Here is a 25616-nt window from a genome sequence, read left to right as displayed (position 1 = left end):
GATTCCGAGTATGACGATGACGAAGAATACGAGGATGAAGACGAAGATGACTACCAGATCGATGATGAATTAGATGAAGATCATAAAGAGGATTTTGATTTTGAAAAAGAATCTGCTCTCGATATCGATGATCATGATTCTGACGAGGATGATGGTGATTTTGCAGACCTTGATTCCTTTGAAGATGAAGAAGAATTAGATAGCAGTGATGATTATCTTGATCTTGAATTTGACGAGAAACCGGCTCCTGAGCCAAAGAAAGAAACTTCAAAATCAGAGCCAACTCCGGATATTGACGAAGTTCTTGAAATCGAAGAACCGTCAGAAGATGAAATCACCGAACGCATGGGTAAATTCGATACCGGATTCGTTGTACAGGGTCGTTACGATCTGAGTGCAACAAGTGAGATCGGACTGAAGCTTGGACTTACTGAAGAGCAGAAGCAGCTGTTCTCTTACTTTGTACCGATCCGTGGTGTCAGTGAACAGCTTGTTGAAATCCTTGATAACGACAAACGTTGCCGTAACCGTTATGGAACTTCCCGCACAGGCAACATCCTGATCCTTGGCCGCAAGGGAAGCGGAAAAACAGTCCTCGCAGTTGATATTGTAAAAGCAATCCAGAAACAGCGCAGACTCAAACAGGGTAAAGTTGCAATCGTAACCGGTGATTCTCTGAACAAAAAGGACATCGGAAGTATCATCGATAAGCTGAACGGTGGCGCACTGATCATCGAAAAAGCTTCCAAGATGAATGACAGAACCATCCGTGAACTGAATGATATGATGGATGAACAGACCGGCGAACTTCTCTTCCTTCTGGAAGACCAGAAGAAACCGCTGGAAAGAATGTTTGCATCCCATCGCGAATTCAAACGTAAATTTACTTCCAGACTGGAGCTTCCGGTATTCATCAATGATGAACTGGTTACATTCGGTCAGACCTATGCTAAGGAAAACGGATACCGTATCGATGAAATGGGAATCCTTGCATTATACAGCCGGATCGATATGATGCAGAGAGAAGATCATGCGGTTACTGTTGCAGAAGTAAAAGAGATCATGGATGAAGCAATTTCACATTCCCAGAAAGCAAATGTAAAACATCTTGTGAAACGGGTATTTGGAAGAAGCACTGATAATTCAGACCACATCATCCTGAAAGAAGATGATTTTAAATCATAAGATTTCTACAAAGAACGCGCTTCCGGCGCGTTCTTTTGTATATGCAGACCAAACCGATAACTATAAACAAAGAGTTTTAGACATCTTACATAAGAAGTGTATAAGTTGTCCAAAACTCTTTCTTTTTATCGCTATTTCTAGTATAATATTCCTAAATATCTTTGATAGAAGGTGAATGGGATGGCAGTAAAAAAAACAACAGCACAACAGACCAACACGACCCACAAGACGGCCGTAAAAAAATCTACTGTAAAAAAACCGGCAGCTGCTAAAACTGCTGCTAAAAAGTCTACAGCTAAAAAGTCTGTAAAAACTGTAACAAAAGATAAACCCGCTGATTACAGAATCGGCGAATTAGATCAATATTTATTCGGACAGGGAACCCATTATGAAATCTATAAAAAAATGGGTGCACATTTTGTAAAAGATGGCAAAAAATCCGGCGTATATTTCGCAGTATGGGCTCCACATGCCAGATCAGTTTCCGTAATCGGTGAATTCAACGGCTGGAGTGAAGATGCAAACGTTATGAAGCGTCAGGAACCGCTTGGAATCTATACCGCATTTGTTCCGGAAGCACAGCTCGGACAGCTTTACAAGTACTGTATCGAGACACAGACCGGAGATAAGCTTTACAAAGCTGATCCATTTGCGAACAGTGCAGAGTTGAGACCGGGAACTGCCTCAAGGATTGCTGATATCTCCCATTTAAAATGGAGTGACAGTGTCTGGATGAAGCACCGGGCAGAATGGGATTTCCATTCCTCACCGATTTCCATTTATGAAGCACATATCGGTTCCTGGATGCGCCATCCGGGACGTGAAGATGAGGGGTTCTACAGCTACCGTGAATTTGCGCATGCAGCTACAGACTACATAAAAAAGATGGGGTATACTCATATCGAATTGATGGGAATTTCAGAATACCCATTTGACGGCTCCTGGGGATATCAGGTGACCGGATATTATGCTCCGACCTCCCGTTATGGTACGCCGGAAGATTTCGCATATATGATCAATTATTTCCATAAGAATAAGATTGGCGTAATCCTTGACTGGGTACCGGCACATTTTCCACGCGATGCACACGGACTCGCTGATTTTGACGGCACAGCTACCTTTGAATATGCAGATCCTAAGAAAGGGGAACATCCGGACTGGGGAACCAAGATCTTCGATTATGGTAAAGCAGAAGTTAAGAACTTCCTGATCGCCAACGCACTGTTCTGGATCGAACATTATCACATCGATGGTCTCCGCGTAGATGCTGTTGCTTCCATGCTGTATCTTGATTACGGTAAAGAAGACGGTCAGTGGATCGCCAACAAATACGGCAGCAATGAGAATCTGGAAGCAATCGAATTTTTCAAGCATCTGAATTCCGTTACTACCGGACGTAACCCTGGCGCACTGATGATCGCAGAAGAATCCACCGCATGGCCAAAAGTAACAGGCAAACCGGAAGATGATGGTCTTGGATTCAGCCTGAAGTGGAACATGGGATGGATGCATGACTTTACCGAATACATGAAGCTGGATCCATATTTCCGCAAAGGCGACCACTACGGTATGACATTTGCCTTAACCTATGCATACAGCGAGAATTATATTCTTGTATTATCACATGATGAAGTGGTACATCTAAAATGTTCTATGCTCAATAAGATGCCTGGTCTTGGATTTGAGAAATTCGCCAACCTGAAGGTCGGTTATGCTTTCATGATGGGACATCCTGGAAAGAAACTTCTCTTCATGGGACAGGATTTCGGACAGCTCCGCGAGTGGAGCGAGGCGCGCGAGCTTGACTGGTATCTCCTTGCAGAGCCGGAGCATCAGGCACTCCAGAATTTCTACCGTGACCTGCTGCATCTTTACACACACAACAAAGCCATGTATGAACAGGATACCTGCATGGAAGGCTTTGAGTGGGTCAATGCAGATGACAGCTCACGAAGTATTTACAGCTTCATCCGTCATTCAAAGGGCGCAAAAAAGAACCTTTTATTCGTATGTAACTTCACACCGATCGAACGACCGGAGTACCGTGTCGGCGTACCGCGCGGCAAACAGTACCGCCTGGTACTGAACAGTGATGAATTGCAGTATGGCGGAAGCGGAAAAGCCCGCCCGGCAGTATATAAAGCAAAGAAACAGGAATGTGATGGAAGACCATATTCATTTGGTTACGATCTTCCGCCATACGGTGTTGCTGTATTCGAATTTTAACATAGCAAGTCAATGCAATCTGCGCAAAATATTCATCATACGAATAATTGATTCCACCAATTATTTTCTTAACATTTCCCGGATTCGTTCTTCCAGAGTTTCTTCTGGAAGAACTCCGGTTGTATATCCACAGATTTTTCCATCTCTGTACACCACAAACGTCGGTACGATCTCAATGCCTATATACTCTGCAATCTCTTTCGATATATCAATATCAATCTTATAAAAAATCCATTTTCCCTGATACCGGCTGGCAATCCTTTCCACAACAGGATACATCATTCCGCACTTTGGACACCATGATGCGTAAAACTCCACAATTACCGGCATCCTCTGCTTTCCGACTGTATTTTCATAATCCTTCGTGATCAATGCGATACCCATACACTTTCCTCATTTCTGCCATCTCAGGCTATGTAAAAAGGACTGGATTAGTGGCATCCACATTTCGGGTTTAAGATTTTATAGACTTCCTGAAAAGAATTTCTGAAACAGATCAGCTTTTTATTAAATCTTGGATTCTTATAGCAAAACCCCCGCATACAATTCTGAAAATGATGCTTTTTCCGCATATCTGTTCCTTCCTGATTTCCTCTTTCTACAATATATGCAAAAAGACAGCCGATGTGCGGATTGCTCCGTATCTGCTGTCTCTTATATTGCCAGGAATCATCTTACGCACTCAGCGCCTTTATGATCTGCCTGTTGCATTTTATTCAATTGTCTTACTGGCGCATTGCGATCAGTTTATGGATCGGATGTCCCTGCCCGGAAAATTTCTCCTCGTACTCAGTCATAACATTCCCTCTGCTGAGTGTCGGATCATTGTGAAGATCATAGGTCTTCGCCAGAAGTACCCAGCCTGCCAACTCCACCTGCTCCAGTGAAAAGTCAAACAGCTCTCTGTTGTCTGTCTTAAATTCAACGACTCCGTCAAAGGCAAGGATCTTGTCATACCGCTCAAAAAACTGCTTGGAAGTAAGTCTGCGCTTTGCATGACGTGCTTTCGGCCACGGATCTGAAAAATTCAGATAAATCTTGTCAATTTCTCCGACAGCAAAAACCTCCGGCAGATTTGTCGCATCCATACAGATAAAACGAATATTGTTGACATCCTTGTATTCCTCGTCATTGTCAAAGCGTTCCAGCGCCCGAAGCAGTACGCTTGAATAACGTTCGATACCGATATAGTTGATGGATGGATTCTCCTTTGCAAGCGTCAGAAGAAACTGTCCTTTTCCCATCCCGATCTCAATATGGATCGGATTCTCCGGATTCTGAAAAGTCTCTTTCCAGGTGCCGCGATATCTGGTCTCATTTTTAATTACAAGGGGATGAGCTGTCAGATAAGCATCTGCTCCTGGTACATTTCTTAACCTCATATATCTTTCTCTTCCTTTAGTGAAAATATGTATAACCTTATTTATTTTATACTATTCTGAAATATTTGAAAACCCAAAAATACATTTTATAAGTTTTGTATAAAATATTCTTATGATATTCTCTTATTATTTAGTAGATTTTTCTAATTTAAAGTAGTAGAATATGTATGCATTATTAAAAATGTATAAATAATTTCTAAGAAAGGAGTCGGACAATGGATCATATTGTTAAAAAGCTCTCCGAAATCGAACACGCAGCCGAAGCTGTTGTGGAACACGCGGAACTGGAGAAATCAGAACTGGAAGAACGCATTCAAAATGAACGCAATCAATTCGACAAACAACTTGAAGATCACACCCAAAAGGAGCTGAACGATATCCACAAAGGATTAAACCGTCAGATGGATGAGATTCTTGCAAGGCAGAACCGCAAGAACCAGACAGCGATCGAAGAACTTAAAAAAGATTTTGAAGAAAAGCATACGGCATATGCCGAGAAAATTGTCAGACGTATCATAGAGGGATAGCATATGGGAAATTTACTTGCATACAGTGGCATCGTAACAAAAGTACGCGCCATGCAGGCGAAACTGCTCACTGATGAAGATTTCCAGAACATCGCCGCATTTCATACAGTAACCGAAGTTGCTGCTTATCTCAAGGAACATCCCGGATATCGGAATGTCCTTGCAGATATGGACGAAAACCGTCTTCACCGCGGTGAGATCGAGAAGCTTCTTGTGCAGTCACTTTACAGTGATTATACACGCCTGTACCGTTTTTCCGGAATGGATCAGAAAAAATTCCTGGAGCTTTATCTGAAGCGCTACGAGATGAATCTGATCAACTATTGTCTGCGTATTGTATTCAACCACTATCAGAAGCCTTTTGATCTGGATCATAAGAAAATATTCTTCGACAAATATTCGGATCTCTCCATCGATAAACTGATCACTTCGGGGAATATCGGTGAGCTGGTGGAAAATTTAAAGGGCACAGAATACTATGCACCGTTAAAACGTCTGGAAAATGCGGAGAACCCTACCCTTTTTGATTACGATCTGGCACTGAATCTGTACTATTTTACAACCATGTGGAAGAAACGCAAAAAGATTCTGAAGCATAAGGAACTGGAAATTTTCACCAGAGATGCCGGAGCAAAGATCGACCTGCTGAATCTGCAGTGGATCTACCGTGCTAAAAAATATTACAACATGCTTCCGCCGGATATTTCCACACTGCTGATCCCGGTACACTACCGGATTCATGTAGATCAGCTGAAGGATCTTGTAGAAGCACCGTCTGTCGATGAATTTTTAAAGCTGGTTACCAGAACGCCTTATCTGCGTCACACGGATACTCAGACACCAGCGTCCATCGAAACGATTTACAAAGACTGCCTGTACCGTCTCTACCTGGCAGACAGAAGAAGTAACCCTTATTCCATCGCAACCGTGAATACCTATCTTTTTCTGAAAGAGGAGGAGCTTGATAAGCTTACAACTGTGCTCGAATGTGTTCGCTACGGACTTCCTGCACGTGAGACATTAACTTATATAGGAGGAACAGCGAAATGATTGTTAAGATGAAGTTCCTGAGCATTACCGGACCACGCGCCGACATCGACCGCATGACAAACCGGTATCTTTCCAAATATGAGATGCAGCTTGAAAATGCACTCACGGAGCTCAAGACAGTAGATAATCTGATGCCATTTCTGGAAATGAACCCTTACCGTGATCCACTCGCAAAAGTGACACAGTTTCTGGGATATATGAAAGACATGCCAGCAGAGCCATCCTTTGATCAGAGCGAAGACGAGATCCTTGAGATGATTCGTTCTATCAATCATGACTACATGGATCTGCAGCAGCAAAAAGAAGAACTGAAAAAAAAGAGAGAGAATATCCAGGCACGTATGAAAGTCCTGGAACCTTTTACTTCTCTGGATTTTGACCTGCATGAGATCATGCAGTACAAATACATCCGCACAAGATTTGGAAAAATCAATGTGGATTATTATCACCGGCTGGAAAAAGCGCTTCTTGAAGATATTGATGCATTATTTCTGGAAGGCTCCAGAGATGCCTCTTATGTCTATGGCGTTTATTTTGTATCGGATGCTGATGCAGGAAAGGTCGATTCGATCATGCGGTCTCTCCACTTTGAAAAAGTCGATCTGCTGGAAGACTTTGGCGGAACCCCGCTGGAAGCTTACCGGAGCCTGGATAAAGAAGTCCAGAATCTGACCGATGAAATCCAGGCAGTGAAGGATAAACGTCAGGAGATGTTCCGCAAGAACGCTTCCAGACTACTCGGTGCAAGAATTCAGCTGGAACGTTTTTCCGATAACTTTGATATTCGGAAATTTGCGGCACGAACCGAGACAGACGAGCAGGAAGAATACTACATCCTCTGCGGCTGGATGTCCGAAGAAGATGCAAATGCATTTATCAAAGAGGCACAGGGAGATGACAAGGTTTATATCGTAGTAGAAGAGGACCGGGAACAGTATTTTGGAGAACCTCCTACCAAGCTTGAGAATCCAAAGCTTTTCAAACCATTTGAAATGTTCATCAAGATGTACGGACTTCCCAAGAGCGGTGAGATGGATCCGACCATTTTTGTAGGTATCATGTACAGCTTTATCTTCGGCGCCATGTTCGGGGATATCGGTCAGGGGCTGCTGCTCTTTATCGGCGGTGCGATCCTGTATTTCACAAAGAAAATGAACCTTGCCGGAATCGTATCACTTGCCGGAATCTTCTCCACCTTCTTTGGATTTATGTTTGGAAGTGTGTTTGGATTTGAAGACATTATAGAAGCCAAATGGATCCGACCAATCAATCATATGACCACCTTACCGTTTATCGGAAAGCTGAATACTGTATTTATCGTATCGATTGCTTTTGGTATGGGAATCATCCTGATTTCTATGATTTTCCATATTATCAACGGCATCCGTGCCAAAGATACCGAAGCAACCTGGTTTGATGCAAACGGCGTGGCAGGGCTGATATTCTACGGGGCAGCAGTTACCTGCATCGTTCTTTTCATGACAGGTCACTCTCTGCCGGGTGGAATCGTTCTTGCAGTGATGTTCGGAGTACCGCTTCTTCTGATCGCACTGAAAGAGCCGCTGACGAACAAGATCAAAAAGAAAACCGAAAAAATGGAACAAAGCAAAGCAATGTTTGTCACCCAGGCATTCTTTGAATTATTTGAAACCCTGCTCAGCTATTTTTCAAATACGCTTTCCTTTATCCGTATCGGTGCATTCGCAGTCAGCCACGCTTCCATCATGGAGGTTGTACTGATGCTTGCCGGTGCCGAAAGCGGGCATATTAACTGGGTAGTGATCGTACTCGGCAACCTGTTTGTATGTGGATTCGAAGGACTGATCGTTGGAATCCAGGTCCTGAGACTTGTCTATTACGAGATGTTCAGCCGTTTCTACAAAGGCAGCGGCCGCGAATTTAAACCTTATACAGGTACTGCAAAAAATTAGTTTTTCATTTTAGGAGGAAATTATCATGACTTTAGCAACTAAACTTATTCTCATTGCCGCACTGGTTTTAAGCATTTTCATTCCATTCGGATATTACCTGCTCGGAGAAAAAAATAAAGGACGTTATAAATGTGCACTTGCCTTCAATGTTCTTTCTTACTTTGGAACCTTCCTTGTAGCAGGGATCATGCTCTTTGGAAGTGTACCGGTACATGCGGCAGACGCCGCTGCCTCAGGCGCAGGCCTTGCAACCGGTCTTGGTTACATTGCAGCAGCTCTTGTTACCGGTCTTTCCTGCATCGGTGGCGGTATTGCCGTAGCAAGTGCAGCAAGCGCAGCTCTTGGAGCTATCAGCGAGGATTCCAGCGTCCTTGGTAAATCCCTTATCTTCGTAGGTCTTGCAGAAGGTGTATGCCTGTACGGTCTTATCATCTCCTTCATGATCATCAGCCGACTGTAATCATGAAAATGTATCTGATCAGTGACAACGTGGATACTTATACCGGAATGCGGCTTGCCGGCGTGGACGGTGTCGTAGTTCATGAAAAGCAGGAGCTGCGTGATGCGCTGGAAACTGCCATGAACGACAAGTCGATCGGTATCATTCTTCTGACGGAACGCTTTGGAAGAGAATTTCCGGATCTCATCGATGAGATCAAGTTAAAAAGAAAGATGCCTCTTCTGATCGAAATTCCGGACAGACACGGAACAGGACGTAAAAAGGATTTCATTACCTCATACGTCAATGAAGCGATTGGACTGAAACTTTAACTAGAAAGGCATAGAAGGTGAGACAATGACGCTTGAAGAGAAAATAGCGCATTTACAGGAAACGGTCATGACTGAAGCCCGTTCTGAAGGAAATGCGATCATTGACAATCACAAAAAAGCGCTTGAATCTTTATTTGAAAAGCATAAAAAAGAAGCGACCGCACAGTCTGAGGTCCGTATCAAATCCGAAACCTTAAGAGCCAGAAGACAGGTAAATCAAGCTGCGGCAAAAGCCGAAACCGAACTGAAACGTGCTCTTGGCAAAACACAAAATGAATTAAAAGTCAGGCTGTTTGATGAAGTAAAGGAACTTCTTTCTGACTTTACAAAAACAGACGAATATCTGGACTATCTCTGCAGCAAAATCCGCGAAGCCGCACGCTTTGCAGATGGCGAGGAGATGACCATTTATATTTCTCCTTCTGATAAGGAGAAACAGACAGAACTGGAAAAACGTACCGGCATGACGATCACCATCAGTGAATATGATTTTATGGGCGGTATGCGTGCTGTAATCCGAGGCCGTAATATTCTGATCGATCACAGCTTCCAGGCTGCAGTCGATCACGAATATCATCAGTTCAGTTTTGCAGCAGGAGGTGCAGGAATTGAATAAGACAGCAACTATTTATGGAATAAACGGTCCGGTCATCTATCTGAAGGGTGACACCGGATTCATGATGTCGGAAATGGTCTATGTGGGAAAGGAAAAGCTGGTTGGCGAAGTCATTTCCCTGGACAAAGACATCACGACTGTTCAGGTCTATGAAGAAACTTCCGGGCTGAAACCGGGAGAAATCGTGGAGGCTTCCGGAAGCCCGGTATCTGTAACTCTGGCACCTGGAATCCTGAACAATATTTTTGACGGAATCGAACGCCCGCTTGAGCAGATCGCAAATGTAGGCGGCGGTGCATTTATCACCCGCGGCGTCAGCGTTGATTCGCTTGACCGCGACAAATTATGGGATACCCACGTCACCGTGGCCAAAGGAGATTATCTTCATGGCGGAGATATTATAGCGGAGGTTCCGGAGACCAGTGCGATCGTACACAAATGTATGGTTCCGCCGGATGTGGAAGGTGAAGTAATCTGCTGCGCGTCGGACGGAGAATACCGAATCGAAGATACACTTGTCACTCTGCGGCTTTCCGACGGAACAGAAAAACAGCTCAACATGATACAGCACTGGCCGATCCGCAAGGCGCGCCCGACAAGCTACCGTTTCCCGGCAAGTGTCCCTCTGATCACCGGACAGCGTATCCTGGATACCATGTTCCCGATCGCAAAGGGTGGAACTGCAGCAATCCCAGGCGGATTCGGTACCGGAAAAACCATGACCCAGCACCAGATCGCCAAATGGTCTGACGCCGATATCATCATCTACATCGGCTGTGGCGAGCGTGGAAATGAAATGACACAGGTGCTGGAAGAGTTTTCAGAACTTGTGGACCCAAAGAGCGGCAATCCTCTGATGGACAGAACCACTCTGATCGCCAATACCTCCAACATGCCGGTAGCTGCCCGTGAAGCAAGTATTTATACCGGACTTACCCTGGCTGAATATTACCGTGACATGGGCTATGACGTAGCGATCATGGCCGACTCTACTTCCCGCTGGGCAGAAGCCTTACGTGAGCTTTCCGGCCGTCTGGAAGAGATGCCGGCAGAAGAAGGTTTCCCGGCTTACCTTGCCAGCCGTCTGTCTGCTTTCTACGAGCGCGCAGGCATGATGCATAACTTAAATGGCAGTGACGGATCCGTGACCATTATCGGCGCCGTATCGCCTCAGGGAGGCGATTTCTCCGAGCCGGTCACACAGAACACCAAACGTTTCGTCCGCTGCTTCTGGGGTCTGGACAAGAGCCTTGCCTACGCAAGACATTTTCCGGCGATCCACTGGCTGACCAGCTACAGCGAGTATCTGACCGATCTCGCCGCCTGGTACCACGACAATGTATCACCCAAATTCGTTGACTACCGCAACCGCATCATGGCACTTCTGAACCAGGAGAGCAGCCTGATGGAAATCGTAAAGCTGATCGGAAGTGATGTACTTCCGGACGATCAGAAACTGGTTCTGGAAATTGCAAGAGTCATCCGTCTCGGATTTTTGCAGCAGAATGCATTTCACAAGGATGATACCTGTGTCTCTCTGCAGAAGCAGTACAAAATGATGGAAATCATTTTATATTTATACAAACGCTGCCGCGAACTGGTAGCCATGAATATGCCAATGTCTGTCCTCAAGGAGGAAAATATTTTTGAACGTGTCATTGCGATCAAATACAATGTTCCAAATGACAATCTTCAGCTTCTTGACCAGTATCTGGCAGACATTGATGCTTTCCATGACCGCATCATGGAAAAGAACGCGTAAGGAGGGAAAACAAAATGGCAATTGAATATTTAGGCCTCAGCAGCATTAACGGCCCTCTGATCGCGCTGGAAGGCGTTCAGGATGCTTTTTATGATGAAATCGTAGATTTTGTCGTAAACGGCAAAGAACACAAAATGGGACGTATTGTGGAGGTCTACAAGGACAAAGCAATCATCCAGGTATTTGAAGGCACGGAAAATATGTCTCTTAACAATACCCACACCAGACTTACCGGACATCCGATGGAAATCGGTCTGTCCGAAGAAATGCTTGGAAGAACCTTTAACGGAATCGGCGAACCGATCGACGACCTTGGACCGATCACGGTTGAAGAGGTGCGCGATGTCAACGGACTTCCGTTAAATCCGGTCAGACGTGAATACCCTCGTAACTATATCCGCACCGGAATTTCTGCGATTGACGGACTGACCACACTGATCCGTGGACAGAAGCTGCCGATCTTTTCCGGCAACGGTCTTCCGCACGACCAGCTTGCCGCACAGATCGTAAAGCAGGCTTCTCTGGGCGGCAGCACGAATGAGGATTTCGCCATCGTATTCGCCGCAATGGGTGTCAAGCATGACGTAGCTGATTTCTTCCGCAGAACCTTTGAGGAGAGCGGTGTTGCAAACCATGTGGCAATGTTCCTGAACCTTGCCAACGATCCTGTCGTCGAGCGTCTGATCACCCCGAAGGTTGCGCTGACCGCCGCTGAATACCTTGCATTTGAAAAAAATATGCACATTCTGGTCATTCTTACCGATATGACTTCCTTTGCCGAAGCCATGCGTGAGGTTTCTTCTTCCAAAGGAGAAATCCCAAGCCGTAAAGGATATCCGGGATATCTGTACAGTGAACTTGCCACCTTATATGAACGTGCAGGAATCGTAGAAGGAGTAAATGGTTCTGTCACACAGCTCCCGATCCTGACCATGCCAAATGATGACATTACCCACCCGATCCCTGACCTGACCGGTTATATCACCGAAGGACAGATCGTACTTGACCGGAATCTTCACGGACAGGCAATCTACCCGCCGATCAGCGTTCTTCCGTCCCTGTCCCGTCTGATGAAAGACGGTATCGGAAAAGGATATACCCGGGAAGACCACCAGGACCTGGCAAACCAGCTTTTCTCTGCATATGCTAAAGTAGGAGAGGCTCGGAATCTTGCTTCCGTTATCGGAGAAGATGAGCTTTCTCCGATTGACAAGAAATACCTGGAATTCGGAAAGGCATTCGAGGAGCGTTATATCGGCCAGGGACCGAATGAAAACCGTACCATCGAGGAAACCCTGGATCTTGGCTGGGAACTGCTTAGAATCCTTCCAAAAGAAGAACTTGACCGTGTCGATACCAAGATTCTTGACGTATACTACAAAGGCTAAGGAGGGAAGTCTATGGATCCACGTTCATTTCCCACCAAGGGAAATCTGATACTTGCGAAAAATTCACTGACACTTGCCAGACAGGGATATGAGCTGATGGACAAGAAGCGGAACATTCTGATCCGCGAGCTGATGGGCTTAATCGACGAAGCAAAGGATATTCAGGAAGAAATCGATAAAACCTTCACCTATGCCTATCAGTGCCTTCAGAGGGCGAATATCGAGCACGGGATCAGTACAGTAGAAGAACTTGCCTATACAGTTCCGATCGAGGATTCTATCCGCATCCAGACGCGAAGCATTATGGGAACAGAAATCCCGAAAGTGAAGTACGAAAAAGAAAATACCAGACCAACCTATGCATTCAGTACTTCCAGAGAATCCATCGATATCGCCCGTGATGCATTCTGCCGTGTTAAAGAGCTGACACTCAAGCTTTCTGAGGTAGAAAATGCAGCGTACCGGCTGGCTTCAAGTATCAAAAAGACACAGAAAAGGGCAAATGCCCTGAAAAATATTACGATTCCGATGTATGACAATCTCGTATATACGATTACAAATGCACTGGAAGAGAAGGAACGGGAAGAATTTACCCGACTGAAAGTGATCAAACGAATGAAAAACAAATAATATTTCTGAAAAAATCATAAAATATAGAAAATATATTGACACTACACCCGTTTTGTTATATAACTTATAGAACAAATAAGATTACAAAAGCAATAGATTTTACAAATCAGGGGGTGAGCATATGACTTTTTGGAAAGTATCCGACACCAGAATGAACTGCCTTATCACAGAAGCAGAGATTGCCGCACTTGGCTACTCACTGGAAGATCTGACACAGGACAGGGAGCGTACCGAAGAATTTTTGAATCTTCTTCTCAAGAAAGGGAAAGAAGTCCTTGGGCTTAACACAGACAATGGAATCCAGGGATTTTACGGTGCATTTCTTCCTGACCGGAGCCTGATGCTGTCGATCTCCTGCCAGGCTGAGAATTCTCTGGAATCCATCCAAAAAGATGGTTCTGAAGCTTCCGGTATGCTGATTGAGCCTGACAGCAGTGAGAAAGAGACCGTTCGCTGGCAGATTCTCTTTCCAAGTCTGGATAATGCAATCGACTTCTGCAAAATCCTTGGATACGGCCAGGCATCAGAAAGCCGTCTGTATAAAGATGACGGTGTCTACTACCTGATGGTAGACTTCCCGAATACAGAAGACGGCAATAAAAAGGCTCAGCGCATCGTATCCGCCGGTGAATTCGGTGGCATGGTCGAAAAAGATGCAATTTCTGAAGCTTATCTGAATGAACATGAAAAATGCCTCCTGAACAAGGATGCAATCAATATTTTATGCAAGATGTAGTAGAAGGGGACTGAAATAGTCCCCTTTTTAGTACACGAAATAGATTTTCCTTTATTTTTCCACATATCCAGTAACTTTCCACAAATGAAATAAACGATTACTTTTACATATGTCTCCATCTGTAGAAACAGATTCTAAAAAAAGAGCACCGTCCCCGATGCTAATTCATCAAAAACAGTGCTGATACTGCGCCTTCAGGGATTCGAACCCTGGACAAATAGATTAAGAGTCTACTGCTCTACCAACTGAGCTAAAAGCGCATACATTATTCGGTTTTCCGTAACGCAAGATTTATTATATAAGACAGCTATAAAAAATGCAAGCTTTTTTTTCATAAATTTTAAAATTTTTTTAAATAGATTTTTTTGCTGACAAAGAATGTGCCAAGGCACATATAAAAAAGATCATGTGTACCGTCCGAAATTCGAACACATGATCTTTTTTTGTGTACCTTTTAGGGTGGTTTTTTTCTTATCCTACATAAATTTACTGATATATCCCTGTACAAAGATAAATAATACAATCAGCGGCAGGATATAGCTTACATAAAATTTCGCCCATTTCGGGAATTTCAATCCTTCTCCGGTATCCGCTTCTTTCAGGAAGTTCTTCCATCCCCATCCATAACGGCTTGTACAGAACAGAAGATAGATCAGACTTCCAAGTGGAAGCAGGTTGTTACTTACCAGGAAATCTTCCAGATCCAGTACTCCGGAACCTTTTCCGAACGGCATAAATCCACTCCATACATTAAATCCGAGAACACAAGGCATGGAAAGTACCGCCACAACCACGATATTGACGATTACAGCCTTTTTCCGGCTGCATCCGGTCAAATCAATGGCAAAGGATAAAATGTTCTCAAAAACGGCGATTACGGTCGATGCCGCAGCAAAAATCATAAATAAGAAGAATAAGGCTCCCCAGATTCTTCCGCCTGCCATGGAATTAAATACATTCGGAAGTGTGATAAAGATCAGGCTCGGGCCTTCTCCCGGATCCACCCCATATGCGAAGCATGACGGGAAAATGATCAGACCCGCGATCAAAGCAACAAAGGTATCCAGAAGTGTTACCAGGACTGCTTCTCCTGTAAGACTGCGGGATTTGTCGATATAGCTTCCGAAAATAGCAATTGCGCCGATTCCAAGGCTTAATGTGAAGAAAGCCTGTCCCATAGCGGCAAAAATCGTGTCAAATAAGCCATATTCCACGACTTTGTGGAAATCCGGTGCCAGATAGAAGTGAAGCCCCTCAGAAGCCCCATCAAGCGTTACAGAACGTACTGCAAGGATCAACATCAGTGCAAGCAGAAGCAGCATCATAACCTTTGTGATCTTTTCCACTCCATTTTGAAGCCCCATTCCACAAATTGCAAAACATCCAACAACAACAATGATCATAAAGAAAGTCATTGTTCCGGGTTTTGCAAGCATATCGGAAAACACACCTGCAACAGCGGCAGTATCCTTTCCCTCAAATTCACCAGTCATCATCTTGATGAAATACTGGACCATCCAGCCTGCAATTGTTGTGTAGAACATCATCAGCAGATAGTTTCCGGCCATAGCTCCATACTTATACCAATGCCATTTCGTTCCTTTTGGCTCCAGACGGTCAAAGGAAAGCGCCGCACTTACTTTACTGGCTCTTCCGACAGAAAATTCCATTACCATGATCGGAAGTCCAAGAATCAGTAAAAATGCAAGGTAAATAAGAACAAATGCTGCTCCACCATATTTTCCTACAATATAAGGAAAACGCCAGACATTACCAAGACCGATTGCACATCCTGCAGAAATAAGGATGAATCCGAGTCTTGAAGAAAATTTTTCTCGTTGCATAAAAAATCCTCTCATTCTATTAAATTGTGGATAACTTGCCAAAATGATACTTATCCCCATTTTTCGACAAGCTTGTGGACAACTTTTTTCCAGAATATCCACAGAGGAATTATACTGAATTACTGGGAAATTGTCTATGATTGTTTATATTTTCATTGGCGAAACCACTTGATAATTTTAATTTTCCCCTTTTTAGTACACAAAATCGCCAGATGTGTACCTTTTGGGGTAAAAATTTGCATGTATATATATATTAAAGATAACAACAGCTTATTAAAGTTCCTTTGTTTATATTAGGAGGGCTGAAAAAGCCCGTGGTTGACGCATTTCGGGGAATATTTTGTGTACGGAAACGGGGGAGGTTGTTTACTTCAGAGGGCAAAGAGGTGTACATATATGGGGGTTGTTGTTTACTTTGCGGGGTTACGCAGTGTACTTGAAGGGTTGGCAATTTTACCTTTTCTGTACACAAGTGTCGAAAAAATTTAAAAAAAGGCTTTACAAGAGGGGGGTTCTTGTATATAATCAACCTAGACGTACCGTTTTGGTACACAATTTTTATCAAAAAAGGTACCTTAATGGTACACGAAAAGAACAATACACACCTTAAACGTACACAAAACGTAAAAAAAGGCAGAAACCCCATTTTATGGGGTACTTTTTAGGGGAGGGTGTTCCTTTTTGGTACACAAATCCCCAATATAAAGGGGTTGGTTACCCCGAATGGTACACAATAAGGGATTATATGGGGTGTAGAGGGGATTTTAATACACCTCAAAAGTACACAATAATACAGAAGAAAACAATTAAGGGGTATGAGCGATGAAGGAAACACAGAAAAAACCAAAAGAGAAACAATTGCTGGATCGTGATACGGTCTCCCGGTCCAATGTGCTGATCGAAAGTAAATCCAGTACATCATTATTTGAAAGAAAGCTTCTTAATATTGCAATCGCAAAAGCATATGTAGAAGACGGTGAGCTGATCGCAAAGGTTTCCACCAAGGATGTTAAGAATTATCTTCATATAACAGGAAACTCCATCTATTCCCGTCTGAAAGAAGTATCAAAAGAGACATTGGGACATGTAGTAAGTATCGAGGACGATGAAAAAGAGAACTTCATCATGTTCAATGTAGTGAATAAATGTGAATATAGAGATGGCGTGTTTACGACCAGATTTACTAAAGAGATGAAACCTCATATCTATAACCTGAAAAAAGACTATACCCGTATGAGTCTTGATGTATTGTGCTCTTTTAAATCCCTGTTTACAACCCGTGTTTACGAAATCCTGAGAACCCAGTATTATCGTTTTGACAGGGAACAGTGTGACCAGCTGATCGTACCGAGACCGCCGAAGAATCCATACACGATCGCAGAGCTTAAATTTACACTGAATGTAGTTGATGCAAATGCATCTAAAGCAGTAAAACGTCTTGTTGAGCAGGGACGTTTTGAAGAAGCGCTTGCAGAGATTAAGGATGCACCGTTTGAAGACTGGCGGAATTTCCGTAGAAAAGTACTTGAAGTTGCGAAAAAAGAGCTGGAAGAATCCGAGTATTCCGAGATCTGCTTTGATTATGAGCCGGTTAAGAGCGGGAAGGGTGGAAAGGTTACAGGAATCCGTTTCTTTGTGAAGAAGAATCCGAAGTGTATCCATCATTCAGACCTTCAGCGTATGCCATCCGGAGAAGAAGAGGGCGAAGAGATTGCGCCAAATGTACTGGCTGCAAAGAAAACTCCGGTTAATGAAAAACTGATTTTAGAAGTTGCCGATATTTTTGGAAATGAACCGATCACAATCCAGGAGATCAAGGTGCTGCTTCAGGTATCCGATAACCAGCCGGATGTGATCCGGAAAGCTTTCAAGCTGTCACAGGAGCAGGCATACATCAATAATCTGGTCGGATGGCTCAGAAAATGTATCGAAGAAAAGTGGTATGAGAACGAAAAAGTATCCAAGTTCAAAGGAAAGACGCTGGAAGAAGCGCAGATGACGCTGGATCTTTACCAGGAATACATAGAAGAGCGCGAGAAAGTGAAAAAAGAGTAGGGTATTTTCTGCGAAAAGTAGAATTATTACCTAAATGGTACACAAGTTAAGTGGATAAAGTATACGAATCGAGTAGGAGTCAGCCTACTCGATTGTTTTATTTTATGATGGAAAATTAAATTATGGAGGAACGGAAGAAAATTATGGAAATAAGAAGATTGCTGGATTTTTTAAAGACAGCGGAACAACTGAAATGTAACACCAGACATTCGTATACTTCAAGTGGCAGGTTGGAGAGTGTGGCAGAGCACAGTTGGCGGCTGGCGTTTATGGCAATGCTGGTTGGGGATGAATTTCCGGAGCTGGATATGGATAAGGTGATAAAAATGTGTCTGATCCATGATATGGGTGAGGCGATCACCGGAGATATTCCGGCATTTGAAAAGACGGATAAGGACCGAAAGGTTGAGAATAAAAAGGTGGAGCAGCTGACGGATATACTTCCGGAACCGGTCCGTGCAGAATGGAAGGCATTATTTGAAGAGATGGAAGCGATGGAGACACAGGAGGCGAGGCTTTATAAATCACTGGATAAGCTGGAGGCGCTGATCCAGCATAATGAGGCGGATATCTCGACATGGATTCCGTTGGAGTATGATCTTCAGATGACATATGGGAATGAAGAATGTAAGTTTACGGAATATATCCAAAGGCTTCGGGATGAAGTGAGGAAAGATTCCAAGCGGAAGATTGAAGAAAGCAAACAGAAAGACTAATAAAAAATTTTCATAATAGTTGCATTGGAAATGTAATACTGCATATTCATGCTGAGCCGGGGCGAATGTCCCGGCTTATTTTTTATATATGATAAGTAAAAATTTAATTATAAATCGGGGTAACAGGATTCGAACCTGCGACCTCACGGCCCCCAGCCGTGCGCTCTGACCAAGCTGAGCCATACCCCGAAGTGTTATTTCATTATAGTATAAATTGTTTTAAATCTCAATCATTCTTTTGATGTGAGAAAATGCTGTTGACAGGTTTCTGGAAAGAGTTCAAAATAACGATATGCAAATATAAATGAGTAGGATGAGGAACGATTATGGAAAATTTAATTTTCAGTTTGAATGCAACGATTCCGATCTTTTTGATGATGTTACTTGGAATGTTATTCAGAAAACTGGGGTGGATGGATGAAGTCTTTGCGGCAAAGATGAACAAGTTTGTATTTTTGGTTCCGCTTCCGGTGTTGCTGTTTGAACAGCTGGCGACCGTGGATTTTTCGGAAGTATGGGATATTAAGTTTATTCTTTTTTGTTTTATGGTGACGGCGATCAGTATTACGATATCAACTTTGATTTCACTGCTGTGGAAAGATCGGAGCATTAAAGGCGAATTTATACAGGCGACTTACCGGAGCAGTGCGGCGCTTCTTGGAATTGCTTTTATCCAGAATATTTACGGAACTGCGGGAATGGCACCGCTTATGATCATCGGCAGTGTGCCGCTTTATAATATTATGGCGGTTGTGGTACTTTCAGTGTTTAAACCGGGGAATAATTCTTTTGATAAGGCGCTGGTAAAGAAAACGCTGAAGGGGATTGCAACGAATCCAATCATTATTGGAATTGTGGCGGGATTTGTCTGGTCTGCACTTAAGCTTCCGATGCCGACAATTTTACATAAGGTTGTATCCAATGTCGGGGCGACAGCGACGCCGATGGGTCTGATGTCGATGGGAGCGACATTTGAGTTGAGGAAAGCGACATCGAAAATGAAGCCGACAATTGTGGCAGTGTTTATGAAGCTGGTTGGATTTTGTGCGGTTTTTTTGCCGGTAGCAGCAGTTCTTGGATTTAGAAATGAAGAGTTGATTGCGATTCTGGTGATGCTTGGATCTGCTACGACGGTCAGCTGTTTTGTTATGGCAAGGAATATGGGACATGAGGGGACGCTTAGTTCCGGGGTGATTATGATGACGACGTTATTGAGTGCGTTTACGCTTACGATGTGGCTGGATGTGCTGAGATCGTTTGGGTTGGTGTAAGAAGAATAAAAATAGAAGCAGCCAGTTAAAATGGGAATTGTGGTAGCACACCATTGACTAGTTGCTTCTATTTTTTAAAGATTAAATAAGTCGCTGTGACTGCCGGTTCGAGTAAGAGTGAGGACAAGGACATCATCATCGTAGCGATAGATGAGCAGCCAATCTGGGGAGATGGGTGCCGGGGCGGGGAAGGCGCTGGCGCTGTTCCCCTTGGGGATTGGTGTGTTTTAGATAAGAAAGTTTGTTGGTCGAATGATTTAGGGGAGGAGCAGTGCACCACAGCTCGTGAACCTGGCGGTTCATTCGCTGTGCGAGCTATCGCTCTATCAAAATAAAAAAACACGCAAATTTTCATGCGAGCATGAAATTTGCGTGTTCTTTTATTTTGGCACTGCTCTATCTGAGGACAAAGTACTGTTCATACCACAGTAAGAATGAATATACGGTATAAATCTTTCTATGATAATTTCCGACTTTATTTTTATGATCTTCCAGCCATTTCAGCAGTAATTCCTGATTGAAGAATTCGGATACGAAGTCTTTCTGGAACATTTCTTTTACTTTATTATAGTATTTATCTTCCCGGAGCCATACTCTGAATGGTACGAGGAATCCGAGTTTTTTACGTTTTGCCCAGTCCATTGGGATGTGGGAGAGGGCGGAGGTACGGAAGGCTTTTTTTGTTTCCATGCCGTCTACGCAGTATTTGCTGTCGATGCTGCGGGCGAGTTCCCAGACTTTTTTGTCGAGGTATGGTACACGCAGTTCGAGGGAGTGTGCCATTGTCATCTTATCTGCTTTGAGCAGGATGTCGTGTGGCAGCCACAGATGCATATCGAGGAAGAGCTTTTTATGAAGGTCGTCCTGATCTTTTACCTGGTCGAAGTACGGTTTGGTTACGTCCTGGTAGCGCATCTTGCTCTTGTATGCAGGAGCGAGTACTTCATCTGCTTCTTCGTTGTCCATGATGAATGCCTGGCCGATGTAGGAATCTTCTACGGAAGTTGCATTTCTCTTGAGGAAGTTAAGTCCTCTCTTGTCTGGCTGGTGTTTTGCCCAGTCTCCGAGTTTTTTACGGATAGATGCAGGTACGATCTTGCGGTACATATCACCGGATTTGCTTGGGATATATGTCTCGTATCCACCGAACATCTCATCTGCGCCTTCTCCACTTAAGACTACTTTTACATCTTTGGCTGCGAGCTGTGACAGATAGTACAGCGGTACAGCGGAAAGGTTGGCATGTGGTTCATCGGAATGATACTGAACCTCCGGCAGAGCATCGAAAAATTCGTCAGAAGAGATTTCTTTCTTTGCATTGCTCATATGAAGGATATCGCACAGATCCTTGGAGAAGGTTGTCTCATCGAATCCGCCGACTTCAAATCCTACGGAATAGGTCTTCATCGGTTTTACAGTAGATGCGATGTAGCTTGAATCAACACCACCTGAAAGGAAAGATCCTACTTCTACATCAGCAATCTGATGGTAATCAACAGAATCCTGAATTGTCTCACCGATGAGTTTTACTGTCTCGTCAAAGCTGCGGTCTTTCTTTGCATAAGTCGGATCGAAGTATTTTGTTTTCTTAAGTTCTTTTCCATCATAAGTGAAGTATGTTCCCGGTTCCAGTTTGAATACACCTTTGAACATGGTTTCAAGAAGTGGGGTGTACTGGAAAATCAGGTACATCTTGAGGGCATCTTTGTTGACCTCTTTATGGAAATGTGGGTGAGCCAGGAAGGACTTGATCTCAGAACCAAATAAAAGGCTTCCATTCATCTGTGCATAGTAGAATGGTTTGATTCCGAAGTAGTCTCTTGCCCCGAATAAGTTGTGAGTTTCTTTATCGTAAATTACAAATGCGAACATTCCGCGGAGCATAGAAGCAATTTTTTCGCCATAGGTCTTGTATCCCTGAAGAATAACTTCTGTATCGGAGTTTGTCTGGAATTGACATCCGTGTTTCTCAATCAGTTCTTTACGGATTTCCTGATAGTTGTAAATCTCTCCGTTGAAAATAATGACATGTTTGCCATCTGCACTGTGAATCGGCTGAGATCCGCCTTCAAGGTCGATGATACTCAGACGGCGGAAGCCAAGGGCTACATAGTCATCAACAAAGCTTCCCTTGCTGTCAGGTCCGCGGTGGGCAATGCGTTCACCCATCTGGTCGATGACTTCTTCTCTATTAAAATCGCCGGCGCCATAATAGCCTGCAAATCCACACATAAATTGCACATCCTTTCTGAATTGATACATATTAAAAATATTATAGTAACTTAATTTTGCCTGTAGATTTATTTATTATACCATAGTCTATATAAGATTAACAAGGGATAAAAAACTAGAAAGGAATATCCAATAAAATCAGTAGGATATTCCTTGCATATTTTTTACAGGTGTTATATAGTGAAAAATGCGGATAAATGTGTAAAAGTCGGCAAAGAAAAGGGGAATCCGGGAAATGGAAAAAGTAAAAACTTTCCTGGCAGATATATCTGATCTGCTTAATGAGAAAAATTATCAAAAAATTTATGAAAAAGTTCCGGCGTTCCGACAGGAAAAAGCAGACCGGCTGAAGCACAGGGAGGATCAGGCTCAAAGCGTGGGTGCATGGTATCTTTGGATGAAGATACAGGAGAGACACAAGATACCGCAAGATGCAGGGCAGTCCTTTAATTTATCACATTCTGGGAAATATGTTCTGTGCAGCGCAGGCGTATCCGGAGAGAGGGTAGGCTGCGACATCGAATGCATGCGGAAATATCATCAAAGGCTGGCAGAAAAATATTTTTGTTCTTCTGAATATGAGAGAATCCGGAATGCAGATGAAGCGGAGCAGACGGAAATGTTTTACCGCTACTGGGTTTTAAAAGAAAGCTTTTTAAAAGCGACGCGCAAAGGCCTTGGGATGGGATTGAATACCAGCGAGATCCAGATTCCGAAGCAGGGAGATCCGTTTTTTTTAAGGCAGCCGGAAGAGATCCGGGAAGCTTATTATTTAAAAGAATATCAGACAGATGGAGCAAGGATTGCGGTGTGCTCAACGAATCCGAATTTTGACGAAAATATTTTGGATATGACAGATATTTACAAAAGAGAAATGATTGTGGAACTTAAAGATTGAAAATAAGCCAATGAAACAAGAAGTGGATTGGTTAAGAGTTTACAGGTATTTTATGAGAGAAGAAGGAGAAGAAGATGCTTACACAATTTTCGAGAACAGAACTGCTTCTTGGCAAAGAGGCGATGGATAAACTGAAAAATTCAAGAGTTGCCGTATTTGGAATCGGCGGAGTCGGCGGTTATGTATGTGAGGCACTGGTACGAAGCGGAGTCGGTGCATTTGACCTGATCGATGATGACAAGGTATGTCTTACCAACTTAAACCGTCAGATCATTGCAACCAGAAAGACGGTAGGGAAATACAAAGTAGATGTTATGAAGGAGAGAATGCTGGAAATCAATCCGGACGTGAATGTGCGGATCCACAAATGCTTCTTCCTTCCGGAAAATGCAGATGAATTTCCGTTTGATGAGTATGATTATGTAGTTGATGCAGTTGATACGGTGACTGCAAAGATTGAGCTTGTCATGAAATCGCAGGCAATGAATGTGCCGATCATCAGCAGTATGGGAGCCGGAAACAAGCTGGATGCAAGTGCATTTAAAGTGGCTGATATCTATAAGACACAGATGTGTCCGCTTGCAAAAGTTATGCGCCGGGAGTTAAAGAAGCGTCATGTTAAGAAGTTGAAAGTTGTTTATTCAGAAGAGAAACCGACCAGACCAATCGAGGACATGGCAATCAGCTGCAGAAACCATTGTATCTGTCCGCCAGGAGCAGAGCATAAATGTACGGAGAGAAGAGATATTCCGGGAAGTGTGGCATTTGTGCCATCTGTAGTCGGACTGATTATCGCAGGGGAAGTAGTGAAGGACCTCTGTGCAAAATAAAATCGCGGGCGCCCCTGCGGGGCGCATATCAAAACCAGGCATTTGCTGTCAGAACTTACAGCAAATGCCTGGCTTTTTTGTTTCATTTTTTTTCACAGATTTTCCGGAAAATCTTATACGATCTGTATCGGAGATCAGAAAACAGAGGTAACTCTGGAGAGTAATTATACAGAGCTTTAAACTTAAAAAATTCTAAACTTGTCGGAAAAGACTGTTTTCTCATGAAGAAATATGTTAAAGTAAGGCTGAAATATGCGTAAAAAGGGAACAAACATTAACGAGATATCGTTTAAGGAAGGAAGAACCATAGACATATGATGAGAGAAGACAGGAAAAGAGCGGAGCAGCGCCAGAAAAAAATGGCGAGGCGCAAGCGGGAAGTACGAAGGATGAAAAGAAAGCTATATAAAGCAGGCATTTTTGCAGCAGCAGGAATTATCGTGTTGGCTGTGATCCTGATGCTTTGTGGAAGTGGAAATGCAAAGAAATCTGCAAAAAAGACATCCTCTGCCAAGACAAAGACAGAAACAGAAACAAAGACACCAGAAGAGATAGAAGCTGAGAAAGTCCAGGAGGTGCTGGATTCTGACCAGTATAAAGACCAGCTGGGCGAATTATATAAGAAAAACCCGGAGACGAAGGAAATCATTCTGAACAGAGAAAAGTATTCCGATGATCTGCTGACATGGCTGTTTGATCATCAGGAAGCACTGCAGTGGGTGATTGATTATCCGGAACAGTCAGCACGATCAGAGGAAGAACTCAGTGCGCAGGGACTTCAGGCGGTAGATTTGAAAGATTACAGAATTCAGAACCATATTCCGGTATATTTCCAGTGGAGCGAAGTATGGGGATATGCATCTTATGGTTCCGAGAATATCGGAATGGGTGGATGCGGACCGACCAGCCTTTCCATGGTGGCGACAGGACTTACAGGCAATACTTCATTTACACCGAAGTATGTGGCAGATATGAGTGTCAATATGGGATATTATGTAGATGGAGTCGGAACAGACTGGACGCTTATGACTGCAGGAGCTTCAGAACTTGGAATAAAATCTGCACAGCTTACAAACTGGTCAGAAGACACTCTCAAATCCGAGCTTTCGGCAGGACATCCGATCATCTGCAGTATGGGACCGGGTGATTTTACAAACCAGGGACATTTTATCGTCCTTTCCGGGCTGACAGAGGAGGGCAAGGTACTGATCAATGATCCGAACAGTAAGATCAACAGTCGTAAGAAATGGGATCTGAATACAATTATAAATCAGATGAATGCAGCGTGGTCATTCTGGGTATAAAAATTTGGAAAAAGTGCAGGAGAATTGGATAAATTCCCTTGCGCTTTTCTTTTATTTATGATATAAATAGATATTGTCGAGAGACAAAATGGGTGGATTCCCGAGTGGCCAAAGGGGACAGACTGTAAATCTGCTGCAATTTGCTTCGGTGGTTCGAATCCACCTCCGCCCATTGATGCGAGGTTGAAAAGACAGTGCAGAGCGCGTATGCTTTTCGCAAAAACCGTATGAGCATCTCTTGCCGCAGTGGCGGAACTGGCAG

The 25616-nt window shown here is 43.6% G+C and carries 21 protein-coding genes, 3 tRNA genes and 2 pseudogenes; 19 read left to right on the top strand and 7 right to left on the bottom strand.

The window, feature by feature from the left end; genetic code table 11:
* Positions 1–1185: pseudogene (locus tag PG840_RS15165) on the top strand (hypothetical protein); the annotation flags it as partial.
* 180 nt (positions 1186–1365) lie between these two features.
* On the top strand, positions 1366–3411 hold the full coding sequence (gene glgB / locus PG840_RS15160; RefSeq protein ID WP_270205809.1) for a 1,4-alpha-glucan branching protein GlgB: 2046 nt from the start codon (positions 1366–1368) through the stop codon (positions 3409–3411).
* Positions 3412–3471: 60 nt separating this feature from the next.
* Here the strand turns inward: glgB and PG840_RS15155 are convergent, their stop codons facing one another.
* Entirely contained in the window at positions 3472–3795 is a 324-nt protein-coding gene (locus tag PG840_RS15155; protein WP_008371132.1) for a thioredoxin family protein, read from the bottom strand.
* 341 nt (positions 3796–4136) lie between these two features.
* Positions 4137–4793, bottom strand: coding sequence for a tRNA (guanosine(46)-N7)-methyltransferase TrmB (trmB, locus tag PG840_RS15150; RefSeq protein WP_008371128.1), 657 nt, complete (start codon positions 4791–4793; stop codon positions 4137–4139).
* A gap of 215 nt (positions 4794–5008) precedes the next feature.
* Here trmB and PG840_RS15145 point away from each other — a divergent pair, with 215 nt between their 5' ends.
* The 10 genes from PG840_RS15145 (at position 5009) to PG840_RS15100 (ending at position 14204) form a co-directional block, all read left to right on the top strand.
* Entirely contained in the window at positions 5009–5320 is a 312-nt protein-coding gene (locus tag PG840_RS15145; protein ID WP_008371126.1) for a hypothetical protein, read from the top strand.
* Positions 5321–5323: 3 nt separating this feature from the next.
* A complete protein-coding gene (locus tag PG840_RS15140; RefSeq protein ID WP_117835888.1) occupies positions 5324–6370 on the top strand; it encodes a V0D/AC39 family V-type ATPase subunit in 1047 nt (348 codons plus the stop codon).
* Complete coding sequence (locus PG840_RS15135) at positions 6367–8301, top strand: V-type ATP synthase subunit I (RefSeq protein ID WP_270205810.1); 1935 nt, start codon at positions 6367–6369, stop codon at positions 8299–8301. The genes PG840_RS15140 and PG840_RS15135 overlap by 4 nt, the downstream gene beginning before the upstream one ends.
* Before the next feature lie 25 nt (positions 8302–8326).
* Positions 8327–8761, top strand: a complete 435-nt coding sequence (locus tag PG840_RS15130) for an ATP synthase subunit C (protein ID WP_008371120.1) — start codon at positions 8327–8329, stop codon at positions 8759–8761.
* Positions 8762–8763: 2 nt separating this feature from the next.
* Positions 8764–9072, top strand: coding sequence for a V-type ATP synthase subunit F (locus PG840_RS15125; RefSeq protein ID WP_008371119.1), 309 nt, complete (start codon positions 8764–8766; stop codon positions 9070–9072).
* A 25-nt stretch (positions 9073–9097) separates the two neighbouring features.
* On the top strand, positions 9098–9688 hold the full coding sequence (locus PG840_RS15120; RefSeq protein ID WP_117558124.1) for a V-type ATP synthase subunit E: 591 nt from the start codon (positions 9098–9100) through the stop codon (positions 9686–9688).
* Positions 9681–11450, top strand: a complete 1770-nt coding sequence (locus tag PG840_RS15115; protein ID WP_270205811.1) for a V-type ATP synthase subunit A — start codon at positions 9681–9683, stop codon at positions 11448–11450. The genes PG840_RS15120 and PG840_RS15115 overlap by 8 nt, the downstream gene beginning before the upstream one ends.
* Before the next feature lie 14 nt (positions 11451–11464).
* On the top strand, positions 11465–12838 hold the full coding sequence (locus PG840_RS15110; protein WP_008371111.1) for a V-type ATP synthase subunit B: 1374 nt from the start codon (positions 11465–11467) through the stop codon (positions 12836–12838).
* Between the two features lie 12 nt (positions 12839–12850).
* Positions 12851–13468: a V-type ATP synthase subunit D gene (locus tag PG840_RS15105; protein WP_008371109.1), complete on the top strand. Its 618-nt coding sequence runs from the start codon at positions 12851–12853 to the stop codon at positions 13466–13468.
* 121 nt (positions 13469–13589) lie between these two features.
* The gene (locus PG840_RS15100) at positions 13590–14204 is read left to right on the top strand and encodes an adaptor protein MecA (protein ID WP_008371107.1); all 615 of its coding nucleotides are present in this window, start codon (positions 13590–13592) and stop codon (positions 14202–14204) included.
* A 187-nt stretch (positions 14205–14391) separates the two neighbouring features.
* On the opposite strand, the gene PG840_RS15095 is transcribed toward PG840_RS15100, so the two are convergent.
* A tRNA-Lys gene (locus PG840_RS15095) sits at positions 14392–14464 on the bottom strand.
* Between the two features lie 216 nt (positions 14465–14680).
* A complete protein-coding gene (locus PG840_RS15090) occupies positions 14681–16048 on the bottom strand; it encodes a sodium-dependent transporter (protein WP_118218722.1) in 1368 nt (455 codons plus the stop codon).
* A gap of 822 nt (positions 16049–16870) precedes the next feature.
* On the opposite strand from PG840_RS15090, the gene PG840_RS15085 reads away from it, so the two are divergent.
* Positions 16871–18103, top strand: coding sequence for a replication initiation protein (locus PG840_RS15085; protein WP_117558134.1), 1233 nt, complete (start codon positions 16871–16873; stop codon positions 18101–18103).
* A 143-nt stretch (positions 18104–18246) separates the two neighbouring features.
* Positions 18247–18819: an HD domain-containing protein gene (locus PG840_RS15080; RefSeq protein WP_181988901.1), complete on the top strand. Its 573-nt coding sequence runs from the start codon at positions 18247–18249 to the stop codon at positions 18817–18819.
* 114 nt (positions 18820–18933) lie between these two features.
* On the opposite strand, the gene PG840_RS15075 is transcribed toward PG840_RS15080, so the two are convergent.
* Positions 18934–19008: transfer RNA gene (locus PG840_RS15075), tRNA-Pro, on the bottom strand.
* 137 nt (positions 19009–19145) lie between these two features.
* On the opposite strand from PG840_RS15075, the gene PG840_RS15070 reads away from it, so the two are divergent.
* On the top strand, positions 19146–20090 hold the full coding sequence (locus tag PG840_RS15070; RefSeq protein WP_118219316.1) for an AEC family transporter: 945 nt from the start codon (positions 19146–19148) through the stop codon (positions 20088–20090).
* A 74-nt stretch (positions 20091–20164) separates the two neighbouring features.
* Here the strand turns inward: PG840_RS15070 and PG840_RS15065 are convergent.
* Both PG840_RS15065 and asnB read right to left on the bottom strand, forming a co-directional pair.
* Positions 20165–20263: pseudogene (locus PG840_RS15065) on the bottom strand (type II toxin-antitoxin system mRNA interferase toxin, RelE/StbE family); the annotation flags it as partial.
* A 223-nt stretch (positions 20264–20486) separates the two neighbouring features.
* Positions 20487–22322, bottom strand: coding sequence for an asparagine synthase (glutamine-hydrolyzing) (asnB, locus tag PG840_RS15060; protein ID WP_055155990.1), 1836 nt, complete (start codon positions 22320–22322; stop codon positions 20487–20489).
* A gap of 235 nt (positions 22323–22557) precedes the next feature.
* On the opposite strand from asnB, the gene PG840_RS15055 reads away from it, so the two are divergent.
* The 4 genes from PG840_RS15055 (at position 22558) to PG840_RS15040 (ending at position 25526) form a co-directional block, all read left to right on the top strand.
* Positions 22558–23220 (top strand): 4'-phosphopantetheinyl transferase family protein, encoded by a 663-nt coding sequence (locus tag PG840_RS15055; RefSeq protein WP_270613824.1) that lies wholly within the window; start codon positions 22558–22560, stop codon positions 23218–23220.
* Between the two features lie 74 nt (positions 23221–23294).
* Positions 23295–24050 carry a tRNA threonylcarbamoyladenosine dehydratase gene (locus PG840_RS15050; protein ID WP_055155992.1) on the top strand — a complete coding sequence of 252 codons (756 nt, stop codon included), beginning with the start codon at positions 23295–23297 and terminating at the stop codon, positions 24048–24050.
* A 389-nt stretch (positions 24051–24439) separates the two neighbouring features.
* Positions 24440–25354 (top strand): C39 family peptidase, encoded by a 915-nt coding sequence (locus PG840_RS15045; protein WP_182438672.1) that lies wholly within the window; start codon positions 24440–24442, stop codon positions 25352–25354.
* A gap of 90 nt (positions 25355–25444) precedes the next feature.
* Positions 25445–25526, top strand: a tRNA-Tyr gene (locus tag PG840_RS15040).
* The last annotated feature ends 90 nt before the right edge of the window (positions 25527–25616 follow it).

The sequence above is a fragment of the Coprococcus sp. AM97-35 genome, from assembly GCF_027697525.1.
In the GTDB taxonomy this organism is placed as follows: Bacteria; Bacillota; Clostridia; order Lachnospirales; family Lachnospiraceae; genus Allocoprococcus; species Allocoprococcus comes.
Note: the sequence above shows the minus strand (reverse complement) of the source record. Positions and strands in the feature narration are given on the sequence as shown.